The following is a 19556-nucleotide window of genomic DNA, read 5'->3' as shown; positions in this document are numbered from 1 at the left end:
GCCAAAAAAATGTCGATACCGCAGATTTTAAACAGCATCGCCGCAAAAGGTCCGGTCTTTGAGGCCGGTCACGTCTGGCTCGCGGGGGCCGGGCCGGGCGACGTGCGTTATCTGACGCTGGAAGTGGCGCTCGCGCTGTCTCAGGCCGATATCATCGTGCGCGATGCGCTGGTGAGCGACGATGTCGTTGCGCTTGGTCCGCAGGCAGAGATTGTTTTTGCGGGCAAAAGGGGTGGCAAGCCCTCCGCAACGCAGGATGACATTACCGCTTCGCTGATCGATTTCGCCGGCCAAGGCAAAAAGGTGCTGCGGCTGAAGGGCGGTGATCCCTTTATCTTTGGGCGTGGCGGGGAAGAGGCAGAGGCGCTTGTCCATGCTGGTATTCCGTTTCGCATATTGCCGGGCATGACCTCGTCGTTCACCGCGCTTGCTTCCGCCCGCATCCCCGCTACCATGCGTGGCATCAGCCGCGCCGTAACGCTGGCCACGGGCCACGCGGCGGGCACCGAAGAGGATCTTGACTGGCTGGCGCTGGCGAAAACACGCGAACCCGTCGTCGTTTACATGGGGCTGAAGAACATCGGCACGATCGCTGGTCTTTTGATGCAGGGCGGCCGTTCCGGCGAAACGCCGGTCGCCGTCATCACGTCTGCGACGACGGCGCAGGAGCGGATTTTCATCGGCACTTTGGAAAGTATAGCTGACGATGCAATCAGGCAAAATTTCGAAGCGCCGGCTTTAATTGTTATCGGCGAGATTGTATCGATGCGGGCGCGACTTGGAGTTTCCGGCTCATGACAGCGCGGGCGATCATTATCGGCGCGCCGCGCTCGGGCTCCGGCAAGACCAGCGTGACTATCGGCCTGCTCCGGGCCTTTGCTCGACGGGGTATCAAGGTGCGCGGCATCAAGACGGGGCCGGATTATATCGATCCCGGTTTCCATGCCTTCGCCACCGGCACATCAGGCCTTAATCTGGATAGCTGGGCCATGCGGCCGGACTTGCTGCGGCATCTGTTTTCGCAGCAGGCCGATGGCGCGGAACTTGTTCTGATCGAAAGCGCCATGGGGCTGTTCGACGGTATTCCGGTTGCGGAAAATCGCACGGGTTCGGCGGCGGATCTGGCGCGGCTGTTCGGTATTCCCGTGTTGCTGGTGCTGGATGTCTCCGGCCAGTCGCAGACGGCCGCTGCCGTCGCTCATGGTTTTGCCCACTACGATCCGGCCGTTTCCATGGCGGCGGTGGTGCTGAATAGGGCGGGCAGTGAAAGACACCGGACGCTGTGCACGGAAGCCATCGAAAACATCGGCCTTCCTGTTGCCGGCTGCATACAGCGTGATCCTTCGCTCATCCTGCCTGAACGGCATCTGGGGCTGGTGCAGGCCAGCGAACATCCCGAAATCGATGCGCATATCGAACGGCTGGCGGATGTGATGGAAAAATCCATCGATCTAGACGCCCTGCTTTCTCTCGCCGCGCCGGTGAATGTGCCTTCTGGCTCTGTAGATACGGCGATTGCACCGCCCGGCCAGCGCATTGCGCTGGCGGAGGATGGGGCGTTCACTTTCCTTTATCCGCATCTCAGGAAGCATTGGCAGGCAGCCGGGGCCGAGATGGTGCCCTTCTCGCCGCTCGCGGATGAGGCGCCTGACGAAAGCTGCGATATCTGCTGGCTGCCGGGCGGATATCCCGAGCTTTTCGCCGGAAAACTTGCGGATGCGGCTGGTTTCAAGACAGGCCTTGCCCGCTTTGCTGCGACAAAGCCTGTTCATGGCGAGTGCGGCGGCTACATGGTGCTCGGCGAGGCGCTGGAAGATGCGGATGGTGTGACCCATGCCATGACCGGACTTCTGTCGCACGTCACCAGCTTTGCGACGCGCAAGATGAATCTCGGCTATCGGCAGGCGACAATCGCGGCAAGCGGACCGCTCGGCACGGCGCGGGATGTTCTGCGCGGCCATGAATTCCATTATGCGCGGGTTACCGATCCCGGCCGCGATGAGCCCTTCGCCCAGATTGCTGACGGGCAGGGTCGTCCGCTCGGGCCATCGGGCGGCCGGAGAGGTCTTGTCTCGGGGACTTTTTTCCACGCCATCGCCAAAGGCGGTTGATCGTTTCCGGGTGTTGTCCGTGGACCTGCGGCAAAGTGGACAAAGCTGCGAAAGTTTGTAGGCTTGGCCCACAGGAAAGTGCTATAGATTTCTTTATAGGGCATGGAAGAGCGGAGGTGTCTGCCGTGATCCATGTTCGGTGAAGCCAGCCGGATCGAAAGCCGCTTCATACGTCCCGGTCCGAACCTGCCCTCGCGCATTTATATCGAGCGTGCCTATCGATGATGAAACCCGGATTTTTTGTCTCCGCTGCTTGTGCCGCATCCATTCTGCTGGCCCTCTTGGGCCCCGGTGTCGATGGTATGGCTGCCCACGGCGGTGAAGATTACGCAACGCTGGAAAAGCTCGGTGCGGCGCTATTCGACGATCCCAACCTTTCGATGAACCGCACCATGGCCTGTTCCACTTGCCATATGCAGGCTGCCGGTTTTTCCGATGCGCGGGAGAGCGACAAGGTCGGGCGGGACGTATCTGTCGGCGATGACGGCATTTCGCTGGGCGACCGCAACGCGCCGACTGCAGCTTATGCTAGGTTTACGCCGCCCTTCGGCAGGAATGCGGCGGGAGAGTATGTCGGCGGGCAGTTCTGGGATGGCCGCGCCTCCCTGCTGGAAGATCAGGCGGGCGGTCCGCCGCTCAATCCCCTCGAAATGGGCATGCCGGACAAGGCCTCGGTCGTCAAACGGCTCAGGGAAAACCCGGATTATGTCGCGGCTTTCGGCACGCAGTTCGGCAAGGATGTTTTTGAGAGCGACGAGATCGCCTATGCCGCAATGACCAAGGCGCTTGCGAGCTTCGAGCGCTCGTACGAGTTCTCCACCTTCGATTCCAAATATGACCGCTTCCTTCGCGGCGAGGAGAAGCTGACCGATCAGGAAGAGCTGGGCCGGGTCCTGATCTCCTCGACGCAATTCACCAATTGCAATACATGCCATGAAATCCGTGGCGCCAAGGGTCTGGAAGACGGCCTCTTCACCAACCACAAATATTTCAACATCGGGGTTCCCGCCAATACGTCGGTCCGGGCTGCAAACGGCTCCAAACCGGGCGCGGTTGATCTGGGACTGGCGCAAAATCCCGAAGTTGCCGGCGATGCCTCCCAGCGTGGCAAGTTCAAGGTGCCAACGCTGCGCAATGTCGCCGTCACCGGTCCTTACATGCATAATGGCGTGTTCAAGGATTTGCGCACGGTGGTGCTGTTTTACGTGAAATATAAAAGCAAGAAGCCGAGCCGCCAGATCAATCCGGAAACGGGCAAGACGTGGGATGCGCCGGAAGTGCCTGAAAATATCGCCATGGCGGAACTGACATCCGCGCCGGCGCTGGACGACAAGCGTGTGGACGCCATCGTCGCCTTTCTGAAGACTCTGACTGACAAAAGATATGAGCATCTTTTGCCGAAGGAAGATGGGCAGACGAACGCGCCGACTGCCCAGCCGGATTCGTCAGGCGTTACGCCGAAAGCGCCTTGAATTCGGCAAGAACCGCGTCGCCCATTTCGGAGGTACCGACCTGGCGGCTGCCCTCCGCCATGATGTCGGCGGTGCGGATGCCCTTGTCGAGCACGTTTGCGATCGCTGTTTCGAGCTTCGTTGCCTCATCCACCATGTTGAACGAATAACGCAGGCACATGGCGAAGGACGCGATCATGGCGATGGGGTTCGCGATGCCCTTGCCGGCAATGTCAGGGGCCGAGCCGTGGACCGGCTCATACATGGCCTTGCGCTTGCCGGTCTTGGCGTCAGGCGCGCCGAGCGAAGCGGACGGCAGCATGCCGAGCGAGCCGGTGAGCATGGCGGCGACGTCAGAGAGCATGTCGCCGAAGAGGTTGTCGGTGACGATCACGTCGAACTGCTTGGGCTTGCGCACCAGCTGCATGCCGCCGGCATCCGCCAGCATATGCTCCAGCTGAACGTCCTTGTACTTGGCGGCGTGGGTTTCGGTGACCACCTGGTTCCACAACACGCCGGATTTCATGACGTTGCGCTTTTCCATCGAGCAGACGCGGTTATCGCGGGTGCGGGCCAGTTCGAAGGCGACGCTGGCGATACGCTCGATCTCGAAAGTGTCGTAGATCTGCGTGTCGATGCCGCGCTTCTGGCCATTGCCGAGATCGATGATCTGCTTCGGCTCACCGAAATAGACGCCGCCGGTCAGTTCGCGGACGATGAGGATATCGAGACCCTCGACCAGTTCCGGCTTCAGCGAGGAGGCGGCGGCGAGCGCCGGATAGCAGATGGCAGGGCGCAGGTTGGCGAATAGTTCGAGGTCCTTGCGCAGGCGCAGCAGACCCGCTTCCGGGCGATGCTCATAGGGAACGCCGTCCCACTTCGGGCCGCCAACGGCACCGAACAGGATTGCATCGGCGGCAAGCGCCTTTTCCATGTCCGCATCGGAAATCGCCACGCCATGCGCGTCGTAAGCGGAACCGCCGACGAGGCCTTCCGAAACGGTGAAACCGGCATTGTGCGCGCTGTTCATATATTCGATCAGCTTGCGGACCTCAGCCATGGCTTCGGGGCCGATACCGTCACCGGGCAGCAGGAAAAGCGAACGGACTGTCATGAGAACCCTCCTTGGGCGGCGCGCCGGAAAACATCACGAAGGGTTTTCGATTGCGGCGAACGCGGCGTCAAACTCTTTTCCGCCCTGCACATGAGAAGTCGTATCGCGGCCGGACGGGATCGAGGGCTTCTTATCTCCGCCTCAGGGGCTTTTCAAGCAAAGCAAAAGCCGATCCGGTACGGTTTGGTACGGGATCGGCTTTTTTGAAGAGCGGAAATGTGGTCAGGCCCAGGGGCGGACCGAGGCGTTTGCCTTTTCGAACGTGTCGATGGCGCCGGCATGTTCCAGAGTCAGGCCTATATCGTCGAGACCGTTCAGCATGCAGTGCCGCTTGAATTCGTCGATCTCGAAGGAAATCGTGCCGCCATCGGGGCCGCTGATTTCCTGGCGCTCCAGATCGATGGAGAGAACGGCGTTCGAGCCGCGCGAGGCGTCGTCCAGCAGCTTTTCGAGGTTCTCGGGGCTGACGACGACAGGCAGGATGCCGTTCTTGAAACAGTTATTGTAGAAGATATCGGCGAAGCTGGTGGAGATCACGCAGCGGATGCCGAAATCGAGAAGCGCCCATGGCGCATGTTCGCGTGACGAGCCGCAGCCGAAATTGTCACCCGCGACAAGAATTTGGGCGTTCTGATAAGCGGGCTTGTTCAGTACGAAATCCGGATTGGGCGAACCATCTTCGAGATAACGCGACTCGGCAAAAAGGCCCTTGCCAAGGCCGGTGCGCTTGATGGTTTTCAGATAGTCTTTCGGAATGATCATATCGGTGTCGATATTGACCACTGGCATGGGCGCGGCGACGCCCGTCAGCTTGGTGAATTTTTCCATCTGTCGCTTTCCGTATTTCCGATGACGGGTTCAGAGCCAGCAGCGGCTTCCCGGCGTTCAGGCCTCAAAATACTCTAAAACGCGGAACTTTAGAAGCGCAAACACCCGTTCTTCGGTACGCCATATGTGGCGCACCGGCGTTTTTCTCGGCTAACCGATCTTAGAGATCGATAATGGTGCCCTTACCGTCGTTCCAGACGCGCATGTCGCGCTGGTTGCGGGTCTTGACCGGAATGGGAGCTGGCTTCAGGCGCGCCGACAAAATTCGGGCTGCACTGAGAACGGCGAGTATGCCGATGAAAGCCACCGTGAGCGACGCCGTGAAAAGAGCCGCCATGGCCAAAATTGCGATACCGGAGGCGGCGATGAAAAATGAACGGATGCCTTGCATGATTCAACCTTTCTTTCCAGACGAATGTGGGCCTTCTTCTTCCGGCTTGCAAGAGGATTCAGTGGATTGTCAGCTTGCAGATGTCACAAAAGCTTGACACAAGTGCGGCATGGTCAGTTTTTCAGAAAATATTCTTGTGAGACCACGTCGTTCGTTGCTCTCCGTGCCGGCCATCAATGTCCGGGCAGTGGAAAAAATCCGCGATCTCGATTGTGACGGAGTGATCTTCGATCTGGAGGATTCGGTCGCGCCCGGGATGAAGGACGAGGCGCGGGACAATCTGCAAAAGCTGTTTTCGCAAGCGCCCTTTGCAGCGGGCGAGATCATTATCCGCATCAACCCGCTTTCCACGCCCGACGGTAAGGCGGATTTGCAGCTTGTGCTTTCCTGCCGGCCGGATGCAATTCTTTTGCCGAAGGTGGAGCAGCCGGCCGATATTCACGATGTGGCCGATCTTCTGGCCGAGGCGGATGTGCCGGAGCACCTGAAAATCTGGGCGATGATCGAAACGCCGCTTGGTGTCCTGAATGCCGCCTCGATTGCTGACGCGGCCCATACGCCGGATGCGAGGCTTTCGGCTTTTGTCATCGGGCTCAACGACCTGCGCAAGGAAACGCGGGTGCCGGCCCTTCCCGGACGCACTTATCTCGTACCCTGGATGATGCAGGTGGTGCTTGCCGCCCGTGCCTATGGTCTGGATGTCATCGACAGCGTCTCGAACGATTTCCGCGATATCGCCGCTTTCGAAGCCGAATGTGAGCAGGGTCGCGCCATGGGGTTCGATGGCAAGATGCTGATCCACCCGGCACAGATCGAGCCGGCCAACCGGCGCTTCGCCCCGGACGAGGCAGCGGTTGCGGAAGCCCGCGAGATCATTGCCGCTTTCGCAAAACCCGAATCTGTGGAATTGAACGTCATCAACATGAATGGACGCATGATCGAGCGGCTGCATGTGGCGGAAGCCGAGAGGCTGGTCGCCATGGCCGATATCATCGCACAAAGAGAGGCAAATAAGACGTGAAGGTCTATCGTTTCATAACCGGTCCCGACGACGCCAAATTTTGTCATCGCGTTACCGAAGCTCTGAACAAGGGCTGGGAACTGGCGGGTTCGCCAAGCTACGCCTTTAACGCTGCAGCCGGCGTCATGCATTGCGGACAGGCCGTGACCAAGGTCGTCGAGGGCAAGGAATACCATCCAGACATGAAGCTCGGCGAGCAATAGCTGCGGCAGCCGCCCCGATCAGCGTTCGGCGGCGGCCTCGTCGGCGCTTTCTTCAATCCGCTCCATGTCGTCGTCCGACAGGCCGAAATGGTGGCCGATTTCGTGAATGAGGACATGGGTGATGATATCGCCCAGCGTTTCCTCGTTCTCGGCCCAATAATCGAGAATGGGGCGGCGATAAAGCGTGATGCGGTTCACCATCTCGCCCGTTTCCATCGTGAAACGTTCGGAGATGCCGCGACCCTCGAACAATCCGAGAAGATCGAAGGGCGTTTCGAGCGCCATGTCCTCGAACACATCGTCGGTCGGAAAATCCGCGATCTCGATGATGAGATCCTTGGTCAGTGCGCGAAATTCTTCCGGCAGGTGGCCATATGCCTCGATCGCCAGCGACTCAAAGGCGGAAAGTGTCGGCGCGTGGCGGTCCCGCCAATCGTCGGTCTGGTCTATGCGGGCCATTTCTGCTCCTTGTTGGAAGGCCCATATAAACACTTGCTGAACAAATTTCGAGACCTGACTGCCGCACCTGCCGAAAAAGCATGAAATTCTTGGCGTTACAGTTACTTTTCAGGCCGTCTTCATCTTGACATAAACCGGCGTCTCGCGTAATCGGCACCCAAATTGATGGCGTAGTGCGCCTTCTGTTTATGCCGCCTTTCAAATGGCGGTTTCACCGGCAGACATTCAAAGGGGCATCAGCCCTGACGGATCTCCGCTACTCCGACTGATAAAAAGACGGCCAGCTTGCATTTGCGGGCAGAGCCGGAACGAACATGAAAGGATAAAAAATGTTCGCAGTCATCAAGACCGGCGGTAAGCAGTACCGCGTAGCGGCCGACGCCGTGCTGACCATCGAAAAGCTGGAAGCAGAGGCAGGCGCAACTGTAGAATTCACCGAAGTTCTCGTTGTTGGCGAAGGCGCCGACGCCAAGTTCGGTGCACCCTTTGTCAAGGGTGCCATCGTCAAGGCTGAAGTTGTCGAACACAACCGCGGCAAGAAGGTCATCGCCTTCAAGAAGCGTCGTCGTCAGAACTCCAAGCGTTCGCGCGGCCATCGTCAGCATCACACTGTCGTCCGCATCACGGACATCGTTGCTGCCTGATCGGCGCGACACGGGAAACAAGGTTTAAAGGAGAACTCCAATGGCACACAAAAAAGCTGGCGGTTCCTCGCGTAACGGTCGCGATTCCGAATCCAAGCGCCTTGGCGTAAAGAAGTTCGGCGGCGAAGCTGTCATTCCAGGCAACATTATTCTGCGCCAGCGCGGCACGCAGTGGCATCCGGGCGCCAATGTTGGCATCGGCAAGGACCACACGATTTTCGCACTGACCGCAGGTAACGTGAACTTCCGTACGAAGGCCAATGGCCGCGTATTCGTATCCGTGGCCCCGAAAGCGGAAGCCGCAGAATAAGCCGGTAAGCGTCATATGCAGCCGGTGTCCCATCGACCCGGCTGAGACGTATCAGGTTCAGTCAAGAAAACAGGGGAGATGGGGCACCACCCAACTCCCCTTTTTCTTTAACCTCATGGAGGGACTGAACCATGCAAGCTGAATTGTTGAGGGTTGACCAATCACGGTCACCCGAAGAGCGGCCGAGGCCCGATCGGTCGAGGAGCGATTGCCCCGTTTTACTGTCGCAGAGGCTGGTCTTACGCAAGCCTCACGAAGAAGACATCGACGCCCTTGCCCATCTTGCCAACAATGCCAATATCGCGACCATGGTGTCGCGTATGCCGCACCCGTACACGGCGAAAGACGCCGCGGATTTTGTGCGACGCTCCAAAGCTGGCGAGATTGGCAAGTGCGTCTATGCGATTACCCGCATGGACAATGGCGAGTTTCTGGGCTGCTGCGCGCTCGAACCCCAGGAAGACGAAAAGACGCTGGAAATCGGTTACTGGCTGGGGGAACCCTACTGGAACCACGGTTACATGACCGAAGCGGCGCATGCGCTGATCGACATGGCCTTCCGCACCCGTGAAATCGACCAGATCGACGCCCGTTGCCGGGTCACCAACATTGGCTCGCGCCGCGTCATCCAGAAATGCGGTTTCCAGTTCCAGGGTTCCGGCATGGTCGGTTCGCTGGCGCTTGGCGGCATGGTGCCGGTGGAATGGTACAGGCTGGACCGCAAGACCTGGGTTTCGCTGAAGAGCTGGGGGGACATGGGATGAGTGCGCTCGAACTGACCCGACGACGGACTGCCGTGACGGTAGCTCCGCCCGGCCCCTGCCCCGTCATCGAGACGCGGCGTCTGGTGCTGCGACCGCAACGGCTTTCCGATGCCGGCAGCATTGCGGAATCGCTTGGCGATTTCGCCGTAACGAAGATGCTGGCCCGCGTTCCCGCGCCGTACCACAAGCAGGATGCGCTGGAATGGTTGGTGTTGCGGACGTCCGGCACGCTGCCCGACTGGGATTTCGCCATTACCTGCGGCGACGATACTCTGATCGGTGTCGTCTCGGTGGAATTGCGGCATGGAGAATGGCACCTCGGTTACTGGATGAATCGCTTCTATTGGGGCAAGGGTTACATGACCGAGGCGGTGGCCGGTGTGGTGGAGCGGTTCTTCCGCCGCATGCCGGGGGTGACCCTTCATTCCGGTGTGTTTGCGGATAACCCCGCTTCGCTGCGTGTGCAGGAGAAACTCGGCTTCCGGGTGACCGGCTGCCACCAGATTTACGCCACGGCGCGTGCTGCGATGGTGGCGCATATCGATACGGCGATCACGGCTGAGGATTTCGTTCCGCAGCACCGCTGACAATCAAAACAAGGCCGGTTGCCGCAAACCGGCCTTGTCTCACGCGGGCGCTTCCCGCACGATAGTCTTTGACCTCGTGAAGAAGCGCTTGTATTCGAAACGACGATATTTTTGTTCGACGCAACGGCAAGATTGTTGCGTCCGCAAACCGATAGAACGGCAGTCCGATGAAATTTCTCGATGAAGCAAAAGTCTATATCAAGTCCGGTGACGGCGGCGCGGGCGCCGTTTCCTTCCGGCGCGAAAAATTCATCGAGTTCGGCGGCCCTGACGGCGGCGATGGCGGACGCGGCGGCGATGTCTGGGTTGAGGTGGTCAACGGCCTCAACACGCTGATCGACTTCCGCTTTCAGCAGCATTTCAAGGCCTCTATCGGACAGCACGGCATGGGTAAGACCCGCACCGGTGCCAAGGGCGCAGATGTGGTGCTGAGGGTGCCGGTCGGTACGCAGATCTTCGAGGAAGACAATGAGACGCTGATCGTCGATCTGACGAAAGAAGGCCAACGCTTTCGTCTTGCCGCCGGCGGCAATGGCGGTTTCGGCAATGCCTATTTCAAGTCGTCCACCAATCAGGCTCCCACCCATGCCAATCCCGGCCTCGCAGGCGAGGAAAAGACAGTTTGGCTTCGCCTGAAACTGATCGCCGATGCCGGTCTCGTCGGTCTGCCCAATGCGGGTAAATCCACGTTCCTTGCGACGGTCACCCGTGCGCGGCCGAAGATCGCCAACTATCCCTTCACCACTCTTCACCCAAACCTGGGCGTCGCGACCATCGATGGCCGTGAATTCGTGCTGGCCGATATTCCGGGCCTCATCGAAGGCGCGCATGAGGGTGTGGGCATCGGTGACCGTTTCCTCGGCCACGTGGAGCGTACCCGCGTGCTTCTGCACCTCGTCTCTGCACAGGAAGAAAAGGTCGGCAAGGCCTATAAGACGGTCAAGGCTGAGCTGGACGCCTATGGCGGCGGGCTGACTGACAAGCCGGAAATCGTGGCGCTGTCGCAGATCGACGTGCTGGATGAAAAAGAGCTGAAAAAGAAGGCCAAGGAACTGGAGAAGGCCTGCGGCCGTCCCCCGCTCCTTCTCTCCGCTGCCGCCCATATCGGCATGACGGAAGCGCTGCGCGCCCTTCGCGATATTATTGTGTCGGCGAGCAATGGCGGCGAAACCGCTCTGCCGGACCGGTCGATGCCGCATGAGGACAGCGAGGCCGAGGAAGAGGACGACCGCCTATGAGCCTGACGCGCAAGCCGCTGGCGAGCCATCACCGGATCGTCATCAAGATCGGGTCGGCGCTTCTGGTGGATCGGAAGACCGGTCTCAAAAAAGATTGGCTCGACGCCATTTGCGAGGATATCGCCGCGCTGAAGAAAAATGGCGCAGATGTGCAGGTTGTGTCGTCGGGCGCCATCGCGCTTGGCCGCACCGTGCTTGGCCTGCCCTCCGGAGCACTGAAGCTGGAAGAAAGCCAGGCGGCGGCGGCTGTCGGCCAGATTGCGTTGGCGCGGGCATGGTCGGAAAGCCTGTCGCGGCATGAGATCGTTGCCGGTCAGATTCTTTTGACGCTTTCCGATACTGAAGAGCGTCGCCGTTATCTCAATGCGCGTGCCACCATCAACCAGTTGCTGAAGATCGGCGCCATCCCGATCATCAATGAAAACGACACGGTGGCCACCACCGAAATTCGTTATGGCGACAATGACCGTCTGGCGGCGCGTGTGGCGACCATGACGGGTGCCGATCTTCTGGTGCTATTGTCGGATATTGACGGCCTCTATACGGCACCCCCGCATCTCGATCCCGATGCGAAATTTCTCGAGACAATTGCCGATATCACGCCCGAAATCGAAGCCATGGCGGGTGGTGCGGCATCCGAGCTTTCACGCGGCGGCATGCGCACCAAGATCGACGCGGGCAAGATCGCGACAGCTGCCGGGTGCGGCATGATCATCGCTTCGGGCAAGACGCTCAATCCGCTGAAGGCCATTGAAAATGGCGCGCGCTCCTCATGGTTTGCGCCTTCGGGCACGCCGGTGACGGCGCGCAAGACCTGGATTGCCGGGCAACTGCAGCCGGCCGGTGAAATCCATGTGGATGCGGGGGCCGAGAAAGCGCTTTATACTGGTAAAAGCCTGCTTCCCGCTGGCGTGCGGCAGGTGAAGGGTAATTTCGGACGCGGCGATGCCATTGCCATTATCGGTGCTGAAGGCCGTGAAGTCGCTCGTGGTCTTGCGGGTTATGATGCAGAGGAAGCGCGCCTCATCATCGGCCACAAGTCCAACGAAATCGAGGCGATCCTCGGTTATGTCGGGCGAGCGGCCATGATTCATCGTGACGATCTGGTCATGACGGGCGCTGCCGTCAAAGTTAAAAATGCAGAGAAGGATGAGGTCCATGCCTGAACAGGCCGTGAAGCAAAGCCATGATATTGACGCGCTGATGATCACCATCGGCGCTCAGGCGAAAGCTGCTTCGCGACCGTTGTCCATTGCCGGCGCAGACCAGAAGAACCGCGCGCTGCTTGCCATGGCCTCCGCCATCGAGGCATCCAGAGATGCGATCCTTGCCGCCAACAGGAAAGATCTGGCTGCGGCGGAAAGCGCAGGCCTTGCCGCTTCCTTCGTGGACAGGTTGACCCTCAACGATGCAAGGATCGCCGGTATTGCCGAAGGCATCCGTTCGGTTGCGGCGCTGCCCGATCCAGTCGGTGAAGTCATCGCCGCCTGGGATCGTCCCAATGGGCTGAAGATCGAGCGCGTGCGCACGCCGCTCGGCGTCATCGGCGTGATCTACGAAAGCCGTCCGAATGTGACGGCGGATGCCGGCGCATTGTGCCTTAAGGCGGGTAATGCCGTCATCCTGCGCGGCGGCTCGGATTCGCAACATTCATCGCGTGCTATCCATGCCTGCCTCTTGGAAGGGCTGAAGATCGCCGGTCTCCCCGAGCATGCCATTCAGCTGGTGCCGGTGACTGACCGCGCCGCTGTCGGAGCGCTTCTGAGCGGATTGAACGGCACGGTTGACGTTATCGTGCCGCGCGGCGGCAAAAGTCTCGTGACGCGGGTACAGTCGGAAGCCCGTGTGCCGGTCTTTGCCCATCTGGAAGGTATTTGTCATGTCTACATCGACAAATCCGCCGATCTCGACATGGCAAAACGTATCGTCGTCAATGCCAAGATGCGCCGCACCGGCATTTGCGGCGCGGCAGAGACATTGCTGGTGGACGCCGCTGCCATTTCCACGCATCTTACGCCGCTCGTCAAAGCCCTCATCGAAGCTGGCTGCGAAGTGCGCGGTTCGCAGGCCGTTCGCGATGTGGTGGCGGGTCTCACACCGGCAACGGAAGAGGACTGGCGCACCGAATATCTCGATGCGATCATTTCGGTCGCCGTGGTGGAGGGTATTTCGGGCGCGATCGAGCATATAGGCACCTATTCGTCCAACCACACCGAGGCTGTGATCGCTGAGGACCCTGAGGTGGTCGCGCGGTTCTTCAACGAACTCGATTCGGCCATTCTGCTGCATAATGCCTCCACGCAGTTTGCCGATGGCGGCGAATTCGGCATGGGTGCGGAAATTGGTATCGCCACCGGCAAGATGCATGCACGCGGTCCTGTCGGCGTCGAGCAGCTCACATCGTTCAAATACCGTGTGCATGGCACCGGCCAGACACGGACGTGATATTTGCCGGCCGATAAGCGCCTCGACAGACGTTATCTCACTATGCCGCATGTGGAGCGCGGCATGGTCGTCGGGCTTTTCGGCGGTTCCTTCAATCCGCCGCATGCCGGTCATGCGCTGGTGGCGGAAATTGCTTTGCGCAGGCTGGGTCTTGATCAGCTCTGGTGGATCGTCACTCCGGGCAATCCTCTGAAAAGCCGCTCCGAACTGGCATCCCTCCAAGACCGCATTGCCGCCTGTGAAAAGCTTGTTCATGATCCCCGTATCAAGGTCACGGCCTTCGAAAAATCGCTGGGCATGAGCTATACGGCCAATACGCTCGCCAAGGTGAAGGCGAAAAATCCGCATGTCCGTTTTGTCTGGATCATGGGAGCGGACAATCTGAAAAGCTTCCATCGCTGGCAGAAATGGCGACGGATCGCCGAGACATTCCCGATTGCCGTGATCGATCGGCCAGGTTCCACGCTCTCTTATCTCTCCTCCACCATGGCGCAGGCCTTCAGCCATGCACGGGTGGATGAGGACGATGCCGGCGTTTTGTGGAAAAAAGCAGCACCTGCCTGGGTTTTCATTCATGGGCCGCGTTCGACGCTCAGCTCCACGGCGTTGCGTAACGGTCGTAAATGACGACTTCGATCACAAATGATGTATGTGCCGGGTGTGGATGGCTCCATATCTTGAAAAGTTAATGCTTTGATGCCACCTTTATTGTGTGACGCAGAGAATCGCGTCGCCAGTACCTGTTTTGTCATTCTTGGAAAGGAAAACCTCTGACAACAGTACACGCCAAGGGAAGAGCATTTGTTGCTATCCCGAAGGGCCAGGACAGTGGCGCCGATGCCGCCGGCCATGCCCTCGAAACCGTCCTCGCGAGCCTCGAGGACTCCAAGGCTGAAGATATCGTCTCTCTCAACATTGCCGGAAAATCGGCGCTTGCGGACTACATGGTCGTGGTCTCCGGGCGGTCGAACAGGCATGTTTCGGCGATTTGCGAGCATCTTCTCAAGGACATGAAGGATGAAGGGTTCGGAAACGCCCGCGTCGAAGGTCTCGAGACCGGAGACTGGGTGCTGATCGATACCGGCGACATCATCGTTCACGTGTTCCGCCCGGAAATCCGCGCTTTCTACAACATTGAAAAAATGTGGGCGACGCCGGACATGCCGGAAGAGACGCTGCATTGATGCGGTGAGCCTTTGAGCGAGTGCATCGCTTTTGCCGAAGATCATATCTGACTTCGGAAACGGCGCCTCTGGCCGGAAATCAGACCGGCCGCATAGGAATCCGCAGGCTATGCTGTTAAGAGCGTGACCCTGTTGGGTCACGACGAATGCAGGTTTGCGATGCGGATTTCAATTTTTGCGGTGGGACGGCTGAAATCCGGCCCCGAAAAGGATCTTGCTGCCCGTTATATCGAGCGCCTGGCAAAGACCGGCCCGGCGATCGGGCTGGAGTTTTCGCGGGTGATCGAGGTTGCTGAAAGCCGGGCATCGAATGCGGAGACCCGCAAGCGCGAAGAAGCCGCGATGCTGGAAAAACATCTGGCAGACGGTGCCGCCCTCGTCTTGCTGGACGAGCGCGGAAAGGCGCTGGACAGTCCCGCCTTTGCTTCGTTTTTTGGCGATTTGCGCGATAGCGGCAAGCGTGACCTCGTTATCGCCATCGGCGGGGCAGACGGGCTCGATCCTGCGCTTTACGACAAGGCGACGGTCGTTCTCAATCTCGGCAAGCTGACATGGCCGCATCAGATCGTTCGTATCCTGATTGCCGAACAGCTTTACCGCGCCGTCACGATTCTCTCCGGTCATCCTTATCATCGCGTTTGATCGGATTTCGATTCGGATAAATGTCTCAATTTCAACATGAAGCTCCCGGACACCGCTGATAGCGCACGGCTTTGCCGGCGGCCTTTCCAGGGCCTCTTGGAAGATCGCGGCAAAATCCCTAATATTGGCGCTTCTGCTTCGGCATCAAAGAAAGTTCACATGGACAACAGGCCTCAACGAAAACGGCACGCTGCCCTTGCGGGCGCGGTTATTGCTGCTTTCGTGATGGGGATCGGTCCGACCTATTCGCGGGACGATGCGGGCGCGGTTCCGGCCGCAGGCGACGATACGTCGCCGGATGCGCTACAGACGTTGGAGAAGCGCCGCGACCAGAACCGGCAGGATCTGGAGGAACTGGTCGACAGCATCGGTCTTTCGGAAGACAAGACAAGGAAGCTTGAGGAAAGTATCGCTTCCCTCAATCAGGACAGCGCACGCATCCGGGAAGAGTTGATCGCATCGGCCGCCCGGCGCAAGGCGCTGGAAGCCAAGATCAGCGACGGCGAAGATCGTCTGGCCAAGCTTTCGGTGCGCGAGGACGGCGTCAAGGCGTCGCTTCGGGAAAGACGCGGCGTGCTGGCGGAGGTTCTGGCGGCCCTGCAGCGCATGGGCAGAAACCCGCCGCCCGCCCTTCTCGTCTCGCCGGAGGATGCGCTTGCGTCCGTGCGAAGCGCCATTCTTCTCGGCGCCGTCGTGCCCGGCATTCGCGGTGAAACCGACAAGCTGGTTGCCGCTCTCAAAGAATTGACCGATGTCCGGCAGGCAATCGCTCGCGAAAAGGACGATCTTACGGGTATGATGACGGCAAGTCTGGAAGAGGAAAAACGCCTCGACCTGCTGATTGCCGAAAACGATCGCAAGAACACCCAGACGGCGGCGGAGCTGGAGGCGGAACGCAAGCGATCTGAGGAGCTTGCAAGCAAGGCGACGAGTCTTGAGGGGCTGGTCAGTTCGCTTGAAGGCGAGATTACCTCGGTGCGTGAGGCGATGGAAAAGGCGCGGGCGGAAGAGCAGCGCCTGGCCCGTCTTTCGGAGGCGGAACGCGAAAAGGAACGGGCCGCGGCCGAGGCTGGAATGCCCGATAAAAACCGTATTGCGCCCGCATATCCCTTCGCGAGTTTGAAGGGAAAGCTGGAGCTGCCGGTTACCGGCGATGTGCTGCGGCGCTTCGGTGATGCGGATGGAACGGGCCACTTTTCCAAGGGAATTGTTGTCGCGAGCGGACCGGAAGCGATCGTGACGGCGCCTGCAGACGGCTTCGTGGTGTTTGCCGGAGATTTTCGCAGTTATGGCCGGATGATCATCCTCAATACGGGTGACGGATATCATGTGGTGATGACGGGCATGGACAATGTGAGGACGCGGCAGGGAATGTTCGTGTTCTCCGGAGAGCCCATCGCTTCCATGGGTGCAAAAAGAGTAGCAAGTGCAGCAGCATTGGCGCTGGAAACCGACAGGCCAACGCTCTACATTGAGTTCAGGAAAGATGGTGTGCCGGTTGATTCTCAGCCGTGGTGGACCTCAAAAAAGACCGGAAGGGCGCACAATGATTCGTAAGGTTTCGCTTCTCCTTATCGGTGGGCTTATGGGCGCCACGGCGATGAGCGTGATTTATTCGGCGAGCATGCCGGCACAGGCGGCCGGGCCTTCGACCTATAAGGAACTGTCGATTTTTGGCGACGTGTTCGAGCGCGTCCGCGCACAATATGTGACGCCGCCGGATGACGAGAAGCTGGTTGAAAACGCAATCAACGGCATGTTGAGCTCGCTCGATCCGCATTCTAGCTTCATGAATGCCAAGGATGCCAACGACATGCGCACCCAGACCAAGGGTGAATTCGGCGGCCTCGGCATCGAAGTGACCATGGAGAACGAGCTCGTCAAGGTCATCACGCCGATCGACGATACGCCGGCTTCCCGCGCAGGCATCCTGGCCGGCGACTTCATTTCGGAAATCGACGGTACGCCGGTTCGTGGCCTGAAGCTGGAACAGGCGGTCGAAAAGATGCGCGGCGCGGTCAAGACGCCAATCAAGCTGACGATCATCCGTCAAGGCGCCGACAAGCCGCTCGAATTCACCGTCATGCGCGATGTCATTGCCGTTCGGGCCGTCAAGTCCCGTGTAGAGGGCGACAATGTCGGTTATCTGCGCGTCATCTCCTTTACCGAGAAGACCTATGACGACCTCGAAAAGGCGATCAAGAAGATCAAGGCTGAAGTGCCGGCCGACAAGCTGAAGGGCTATGTTCTCGACCTGCGCCTCAACCCGGGCGGTCTGCTCGATCAGGCGATCAACGTCTCCGACGCCTTCCTCGAGCGCGGTGAGGTCGTTTCGACACGTGGCCGTAACCCCGACGAGACCCGCCGCTTCAACGCGACGGCTGGCGATCTGACCGACGGCAAGCCGGTGATCGTGCTCGTCAACGGCGGTTCGGCTTCGGCTTCGGAAATCGTCGCGGGTGCGCTGCAGGATTTGCGTCGCGCAACCGTGGTCGGTACGCGCTCCTTCGGTAAGGGCTCGGTTCAGACGATCATTCCGCTCGGCGAGGCAGGTGCGCTGCGCCTGACCACGGCGCTTTATTACACGCCGTCGGGTAAATCGATCCAGGGTACGGGCATTGAGCCTGACATCAAGGTGGAGCAGCCATTGCCGCCTGAGCTGCAGGGCAAGGTGACCACCGAAGGTGAATCCGGTCTTTCAGGCCACATCAAGGGACAGAGCGAAACCGATGAAGGTTCGGGTTCCTCCGCTTATGTTCCGCCGGAAGCCAAGGACGACATCCAGCTCAACTATGCTCTGGACCTGTTGCGCGGCACGAAGACGGATCCGTCTTTCCCGCCGAATCCGGAAAAGGCTGTGGTCAACAAGCAGTAAGATAGTTCGCCGGTCAGCCGGCGCGTTGTCTTGCCCAACCGTTTGGACGGATCGTTCATTGCCTTCGGACCTGCGAAAACCGCTTCTGGGCCGTCAGAAAAAAAGCGCCGGTATCAACCGGCGCTTTTCCGTCATTGTGGCTTTGTCGGTGCTTGCGGTTTCCTCAGTCGGCGGCTTGTCCGTCTATACGGCGCTTTCGCCCGGCAATTTGCAGAAGACGGCGAGCGGCCCGGAGGCACAGCGTCAGCTTGCCGAAAAAAAACCTGAAATCGCACCGGCCGATGTAATGGCTCCCGGCGATGCCGCCGGTCTCCAGCCGCAAGGCGGTCGCTCGGGCGCCAAGATCAGTCGCGAGACGATGCCTGATGGCAATGTCGTATCGGTTTACTCTCCCCGCTCGCGTGAGGGGGAAGGGCCGGTGCTGATGAGCGGCCAAACCTATGGCCAGGATCCGCGCATGGCGATGCGACCCAATGAGGAACTGCTGGAAGAAACCGCATTCGGAAAATTACCGGTCATCGGCGCGGACGGTTTGCGGCCGATGGAGCAATATGCACGGCCTTGGTCTGGCGCACGCGGCACCCGGGTGGCGATTGTGGTCGGCGGGCTCGGTCTCAGCCAGACGGGGTCGCAAAAAGCGCTCCGCGAGCTGCCGCCGGAGGTGACGCTCGGCTTTGCCGCCAGCGGCAACAGCTTGCAGCGTTGGATGCAGGAAGCGCGCCGACAGGGGCATGAAATCCTTCTGCAGATACCGCTTGAGCCTTTCGGTTATCCAGGCACCAATCCCGGCCCTGACACGCTGCTGGCGGGTGATCCCGCCAAGGTCAACATCGACCGGCTGCATCGCTCCATGGCGAAGATCACCAATTACACCGGCGTCATGAATTATCTCGGCGGGCGTTTCCTTGCCGAGCAGGCGGCGCTGGAGCCTGTCATGCGTGACATTGGCAAGCGTGGCCTGCTGTTTCTGGATGATGGCTCTTCAGCGCAATCGCTGAGTGGCGGTATTGCCAAGGCGATTTCCGCCCCACAGGGTTTTGCCGATATTCTGCTTGATGGCGAAGTCACCGAAGCTGCCATTCTACGCAAGCTGGATGAACTGGAGCGAATTGCACGGCGTAACGGCCAGGCGATCGGCGTAGCTTCGGCTTTTGATGAAAGCGTTGCGGCGATCTCCAAATGGTCGCGTGAGGCTGGCGGGCGCGGCATCGAGATTGTCGGTGTTTCTGCGCTTGTTTCCGGGCAGGCAGGGCAGTAAACCTTGCGTGCGGCCATTTCTGGCGCTCAGA

Annotated in this window: 23 protein-coding genes; 19 read left to right on the top strand and 4 right to left on the bottom strand. The window is 59.4% G+C overall.

The annotated features are described in order from the left end of the window. Window positions 1-9 precede the first annotated feature (9 nt). The 3 genes from cobA (at window position 10) to BS627_RS13015 (ending at window position 3583) form a co-directional block, all read left to right on the top strand. On the top strand, window positions 10-798 hold the full coding sequence (gene cobA, locus BS627_RS13025) for a uroporphyrinogen-III C-methyltransferase (RefSeq protein ID WP_077983642.1): 789 nt from the start codon (window positions 10-12) through the stop codon (window positions 796-798). Next, window positions 795-2111, top strand: coding sequence for a cobyrinic acid a,c-diamide synthase CobB (locus tag BS627_RS13020; RefSeq protein WP_077983641.1), 1317 nt, complete (start codon window positions 795-797; stop codon window positions 2109-2111). Before cobA ends, BS627_RS13020 begins: the two co-directional genes overlap by 4 nt. Before the next feature lie 221 nt (window positions 2112-2332). After that, window positions 2333-3583: a cytochrome-c peroxidase gene (locus BS627_RS13015; protein WP_089153250.1), complete on the top strand. Its 1251-nt coding sequence runs from the start codon at window positions 2333-2335 to the stop codon at window positions 3581-3583. On the opposite strand, the gene leuB is transcribed toward BS627_RS13015, so the two are convergent. From leuB to BS627_RS13000, 3 genes are all read right to left on the bottom strand, one after another. Further along, a complete protein-coding gene (leuB, locus tag BS627_RS13010) occupies window positions 3564-4676 on the bottom strand; it encodes a 3-isopropylmalate dehydrogenase (RefSeq protein ID WP_077983640.1) in 1113 nt (370 codons plus the stop codon). The two genes, BS627_RS13015 and leuB, sit on opposite strands and share 20 nt — an antisense overlap. Before the next feature lie 222 nt (window positions 4677-4898). Then, entirely contained in the window at window positions 4899-5504 is a 606-nt protein-coding gene (gene leuD, locus BS627_RS13005) for a 3-isopropylmalate dehydratase small subunit (protein WP_077983639.1), read from the bottom strand. A 160-nt stretch (window positions 5505-5664) separates the two neighbouring features. Then, window positions 5665-5895: a hypothetical protein gene (locus tag BS627_RS13000; RefSeq protein WP_077983638.1), complete on the bottom strand. Its 231-nt coding sequence runs from the start codon at window positions 5893-5895 to the stop codon at window positions 5665-5667. Between BS627_RS13000 and BS627_RS24575 the strand changes: the two genes are divergently transcribed. From BS627_RS24575 to BS627_RS12990, 3 genes are read left to right on the top strand one after another with little or no spacing between them, the layout of a single operon-like run. Continuing rightward, the gene (locus tag BS627_RS24575) at window positions 5840-5992 is read left to right on the top strand and encodes a hypothetical protein (RefSeq protein ID WP_162520489.1); all 153 of its coding nucleotides are present in this window, start codon (window positions 5840-5842) and stop codon (window positions 5990-5992) included. The genes BS627_RS13000 and BS627_RS24575 overlap by 56 nt on opposite strands. A gap of 12 nt (window positions 5993-6004) precedes the next feature. After that, window positions 6005-6916 (top strand): HpcH/HpaI aldolase/citrate lyase family protein, encoded by a 912-nt coding sequence (locus BS627_RS12995; protein ID WP_165691246.1) that lies wholly within the window; start codon window positions 6005-6007, stop codon window positions 6914-6916. Then, the gene (locus BS627_RS12990) at window positions 6913-7119 is read left to right on the top strand and encodes a DUF1737 domain-containing protein (protein ID WP_063951515.1); all 207 of its coding nucleotides are present in this window, start codon (window positions 6913-6915) and stop codon (window positions 7117-7119) included. Before BS627_RS12995 ends, BS627_RS12990 begins: the two co-directional genes overlap by 4 nt. Before the next feature lie 18 nt (window positions 7120-7137). On the opposite strand, the gene BS627_RS12985 is transcribed toward BS627_RS12990, so the two are convergent. After that, window positions 7138-7578: a metallopeptidase family protein gene (locus BS627_RS12985; RefSeq protein ID WP_003492693.1), complete on the bottom strand. Its 441-nt coding sequence runs from the start codon at window positions 7576-7578 to the stop codon at window positions 7138-7140. A gap of 329 nt (window positions 7579-7907) precedes the next feature. On the opposite strand from BS627_RS12985, the gene rplU reads away from it, so the two are divergent. The 13 genes from rplU to BS627_RS12920 all read left to right on the top strand — a co-directional run bounded on the left by rplU (window position 7908) and on the right by BS627_RS12920 (window position 19525). Continuing rightward, the gene (gene rplU, locus BS627_RS12980) at window positions 7908-8222 is read left to right on the top strand and encodes a 50S ribosomal protein L21 (protein ID WP_003492690.1); all 315 of its coding nucleotides are present in this window, start codon (window positions 7908-7910) and stop codon (window positions 8220-8222) included. A 40-nt stretch (window positions 8223-8262) separates the two neighbouring features. Continuing rightward, entirely contained in the window at window positions 8263-8532 is a 270-nt protein-coding gene (gene rpmA / locus BS627_RS12975; RefSeq protein ID WP_003492686.1) for a 50S ribosomal protein L27, read from the top strand. A gap of 131 nt (window positions 8533-8663) precedes the next feature. Next, window positions 8664-9296, top strand: coding sequence for a GNAT family N-acetyltransferase (locus tag BS627_RS12970; protein WP_077983637.1), 633 nt, complete (start codon window positions 8664-8666; stop codon window positions 9294-9296). Continuing rightward, complete coding sequence (locus tag BS627_RS12965) at window positions 9293-9883, top strand: GNAT family N-acetyltransferase (protein ID WP_077983636.1); 591 nt, start codon at window positions 9293-9295, stop codon at window positions 9881-9883. Before BS627_RS12970 ends, BS627_RS12965 begins: the two co-directional genes overlap by 4 nt. A gap of 167 nt (window positions 9884-10050) precedes the next feature. Continuing rightward, a complete protein-coding gene (gene obgE / locus BS627_RS12960) occupies window positions 10051-11121 on the top strand; it encodes a GTPase ObgE (RefSeq protein ID WP_077983635.1) in 1071 nt (356 codons plus the stop codon). Further along, the gene (gene proB, locus BS627_RS12955; protein WP_077983634.1) at window positions 11118-12287 is read left to right on the top strand and encodes a glutamate 5-kinase; all 1170 of its coding nucleotides are present in this window, start codon (window positions 11118-11120) and stop codon (window positions 12285-12287) included. The genes obgE and proB overlap by 4 nt, the downstream gene beginning before the upstream one ends. Next, window positions 12280-13566 (top strand): glutamate-5-semialdehyde dehydrogenase, encoded by a 1287-nt coding sequence (locus BS627_RS12950; protein ID WP_165691245.1) that lies wholly within the window; start codon window positions 12280-12282, stop codon window positions 13564-13566. Before proB ends, BS627_RS12950 begins: the two co-directional genes overlap by 8 nt. Window positions 13567-13608: 42 nt before the next feature. Then, window positions 13609-14193, top strand: a complete 585-nt coding sequence (locus BS627_RS12945; protein WP_077983633.1) for a nicotinate-nucleotide adenylyltransferase — start codon at window positions 13609-13611, stop codon at window positions 14191-14193. A gap of 113 nt (window positions 14194-14306) precedes the next feature. Continuing rightward, entirely contained in the window at window positions 14307-14750 is a 444-nt protein-coding gene (gene rsfS, locus BS627_RS12940; protein WP_035236703.1) for a ribosome silencing factor, read from the top strand. A 159-nt stretch (window positions 14751-14909) separates the two neighbouring features. Then, the gene (gene rlmH / locus BS627_RS12935) at window positions 14910-15392 is read left to right on the top strand and encodes a 23S rRNA (pseudouridine(1915)-N(3))-methyltransferase RlmH (RefSeq protein ID WP_077983632.1); all 483 of its coding nucleotides are present in this window, start codon (window positions 14910-14912) and stop codon (window positions 15390-15392) included. A gap of 159 nt (window positions 15393-15551) precedes the next feature. After that, window positions 15552-16949 (top strand): murein hydrolase activator EnvC family protein, encoded by a 1398-nt coding sequence (locus BS627_RS12930; protein WP_077983631.1) that lies wholly within the window; start codon window positions 15552-15554, stop codon window positions 16947-16949. After that, window positions 16939-18267 (top strand): S41 family peptidase, encoded by a 1329-nt coding sequence (locus BS627_RS12925; RefSeq protein ID WP_077983630.1) that lies wholly within the window; start codon window positions 16939-16941, stop codon window positions 18265-18267. Before BS627_RS12930 ends, BS627_RS12925 begins: the two co-directional genes overlap by 11 nt. Window positions 18268-18325: 58 nt before the next feature. Next, window positions 18326-19525: a divergent polysaccharide deacetylase family protein gene (locus BS627_RS12920; RefSeq protein ID WP_077983629.1), complete on the top strand. Its 1200-nt coding sequence runs from the start codon at window positions 18326-18328 to the stop codon at window positions 19523-19525. Window positions 19526-19556 lie beyond the last annotated feature (31 nt).

Origin of the sequence: Agrobacterium salinitolerans, assembly GCF_002008225.1 — a bacterium.
Taxonomy (GTDB): Bacteria; Pseudomonadota; Alphaproteobacteria; order Rhizobiales; family Rhizobiaceae; genus Agrobacterium; species Agrobacterium salinitolerans.
Note: the sequence above shows the minus strand (reverse complement) of the source record. Positions and strands in the feature narration are given on the sequence as shown.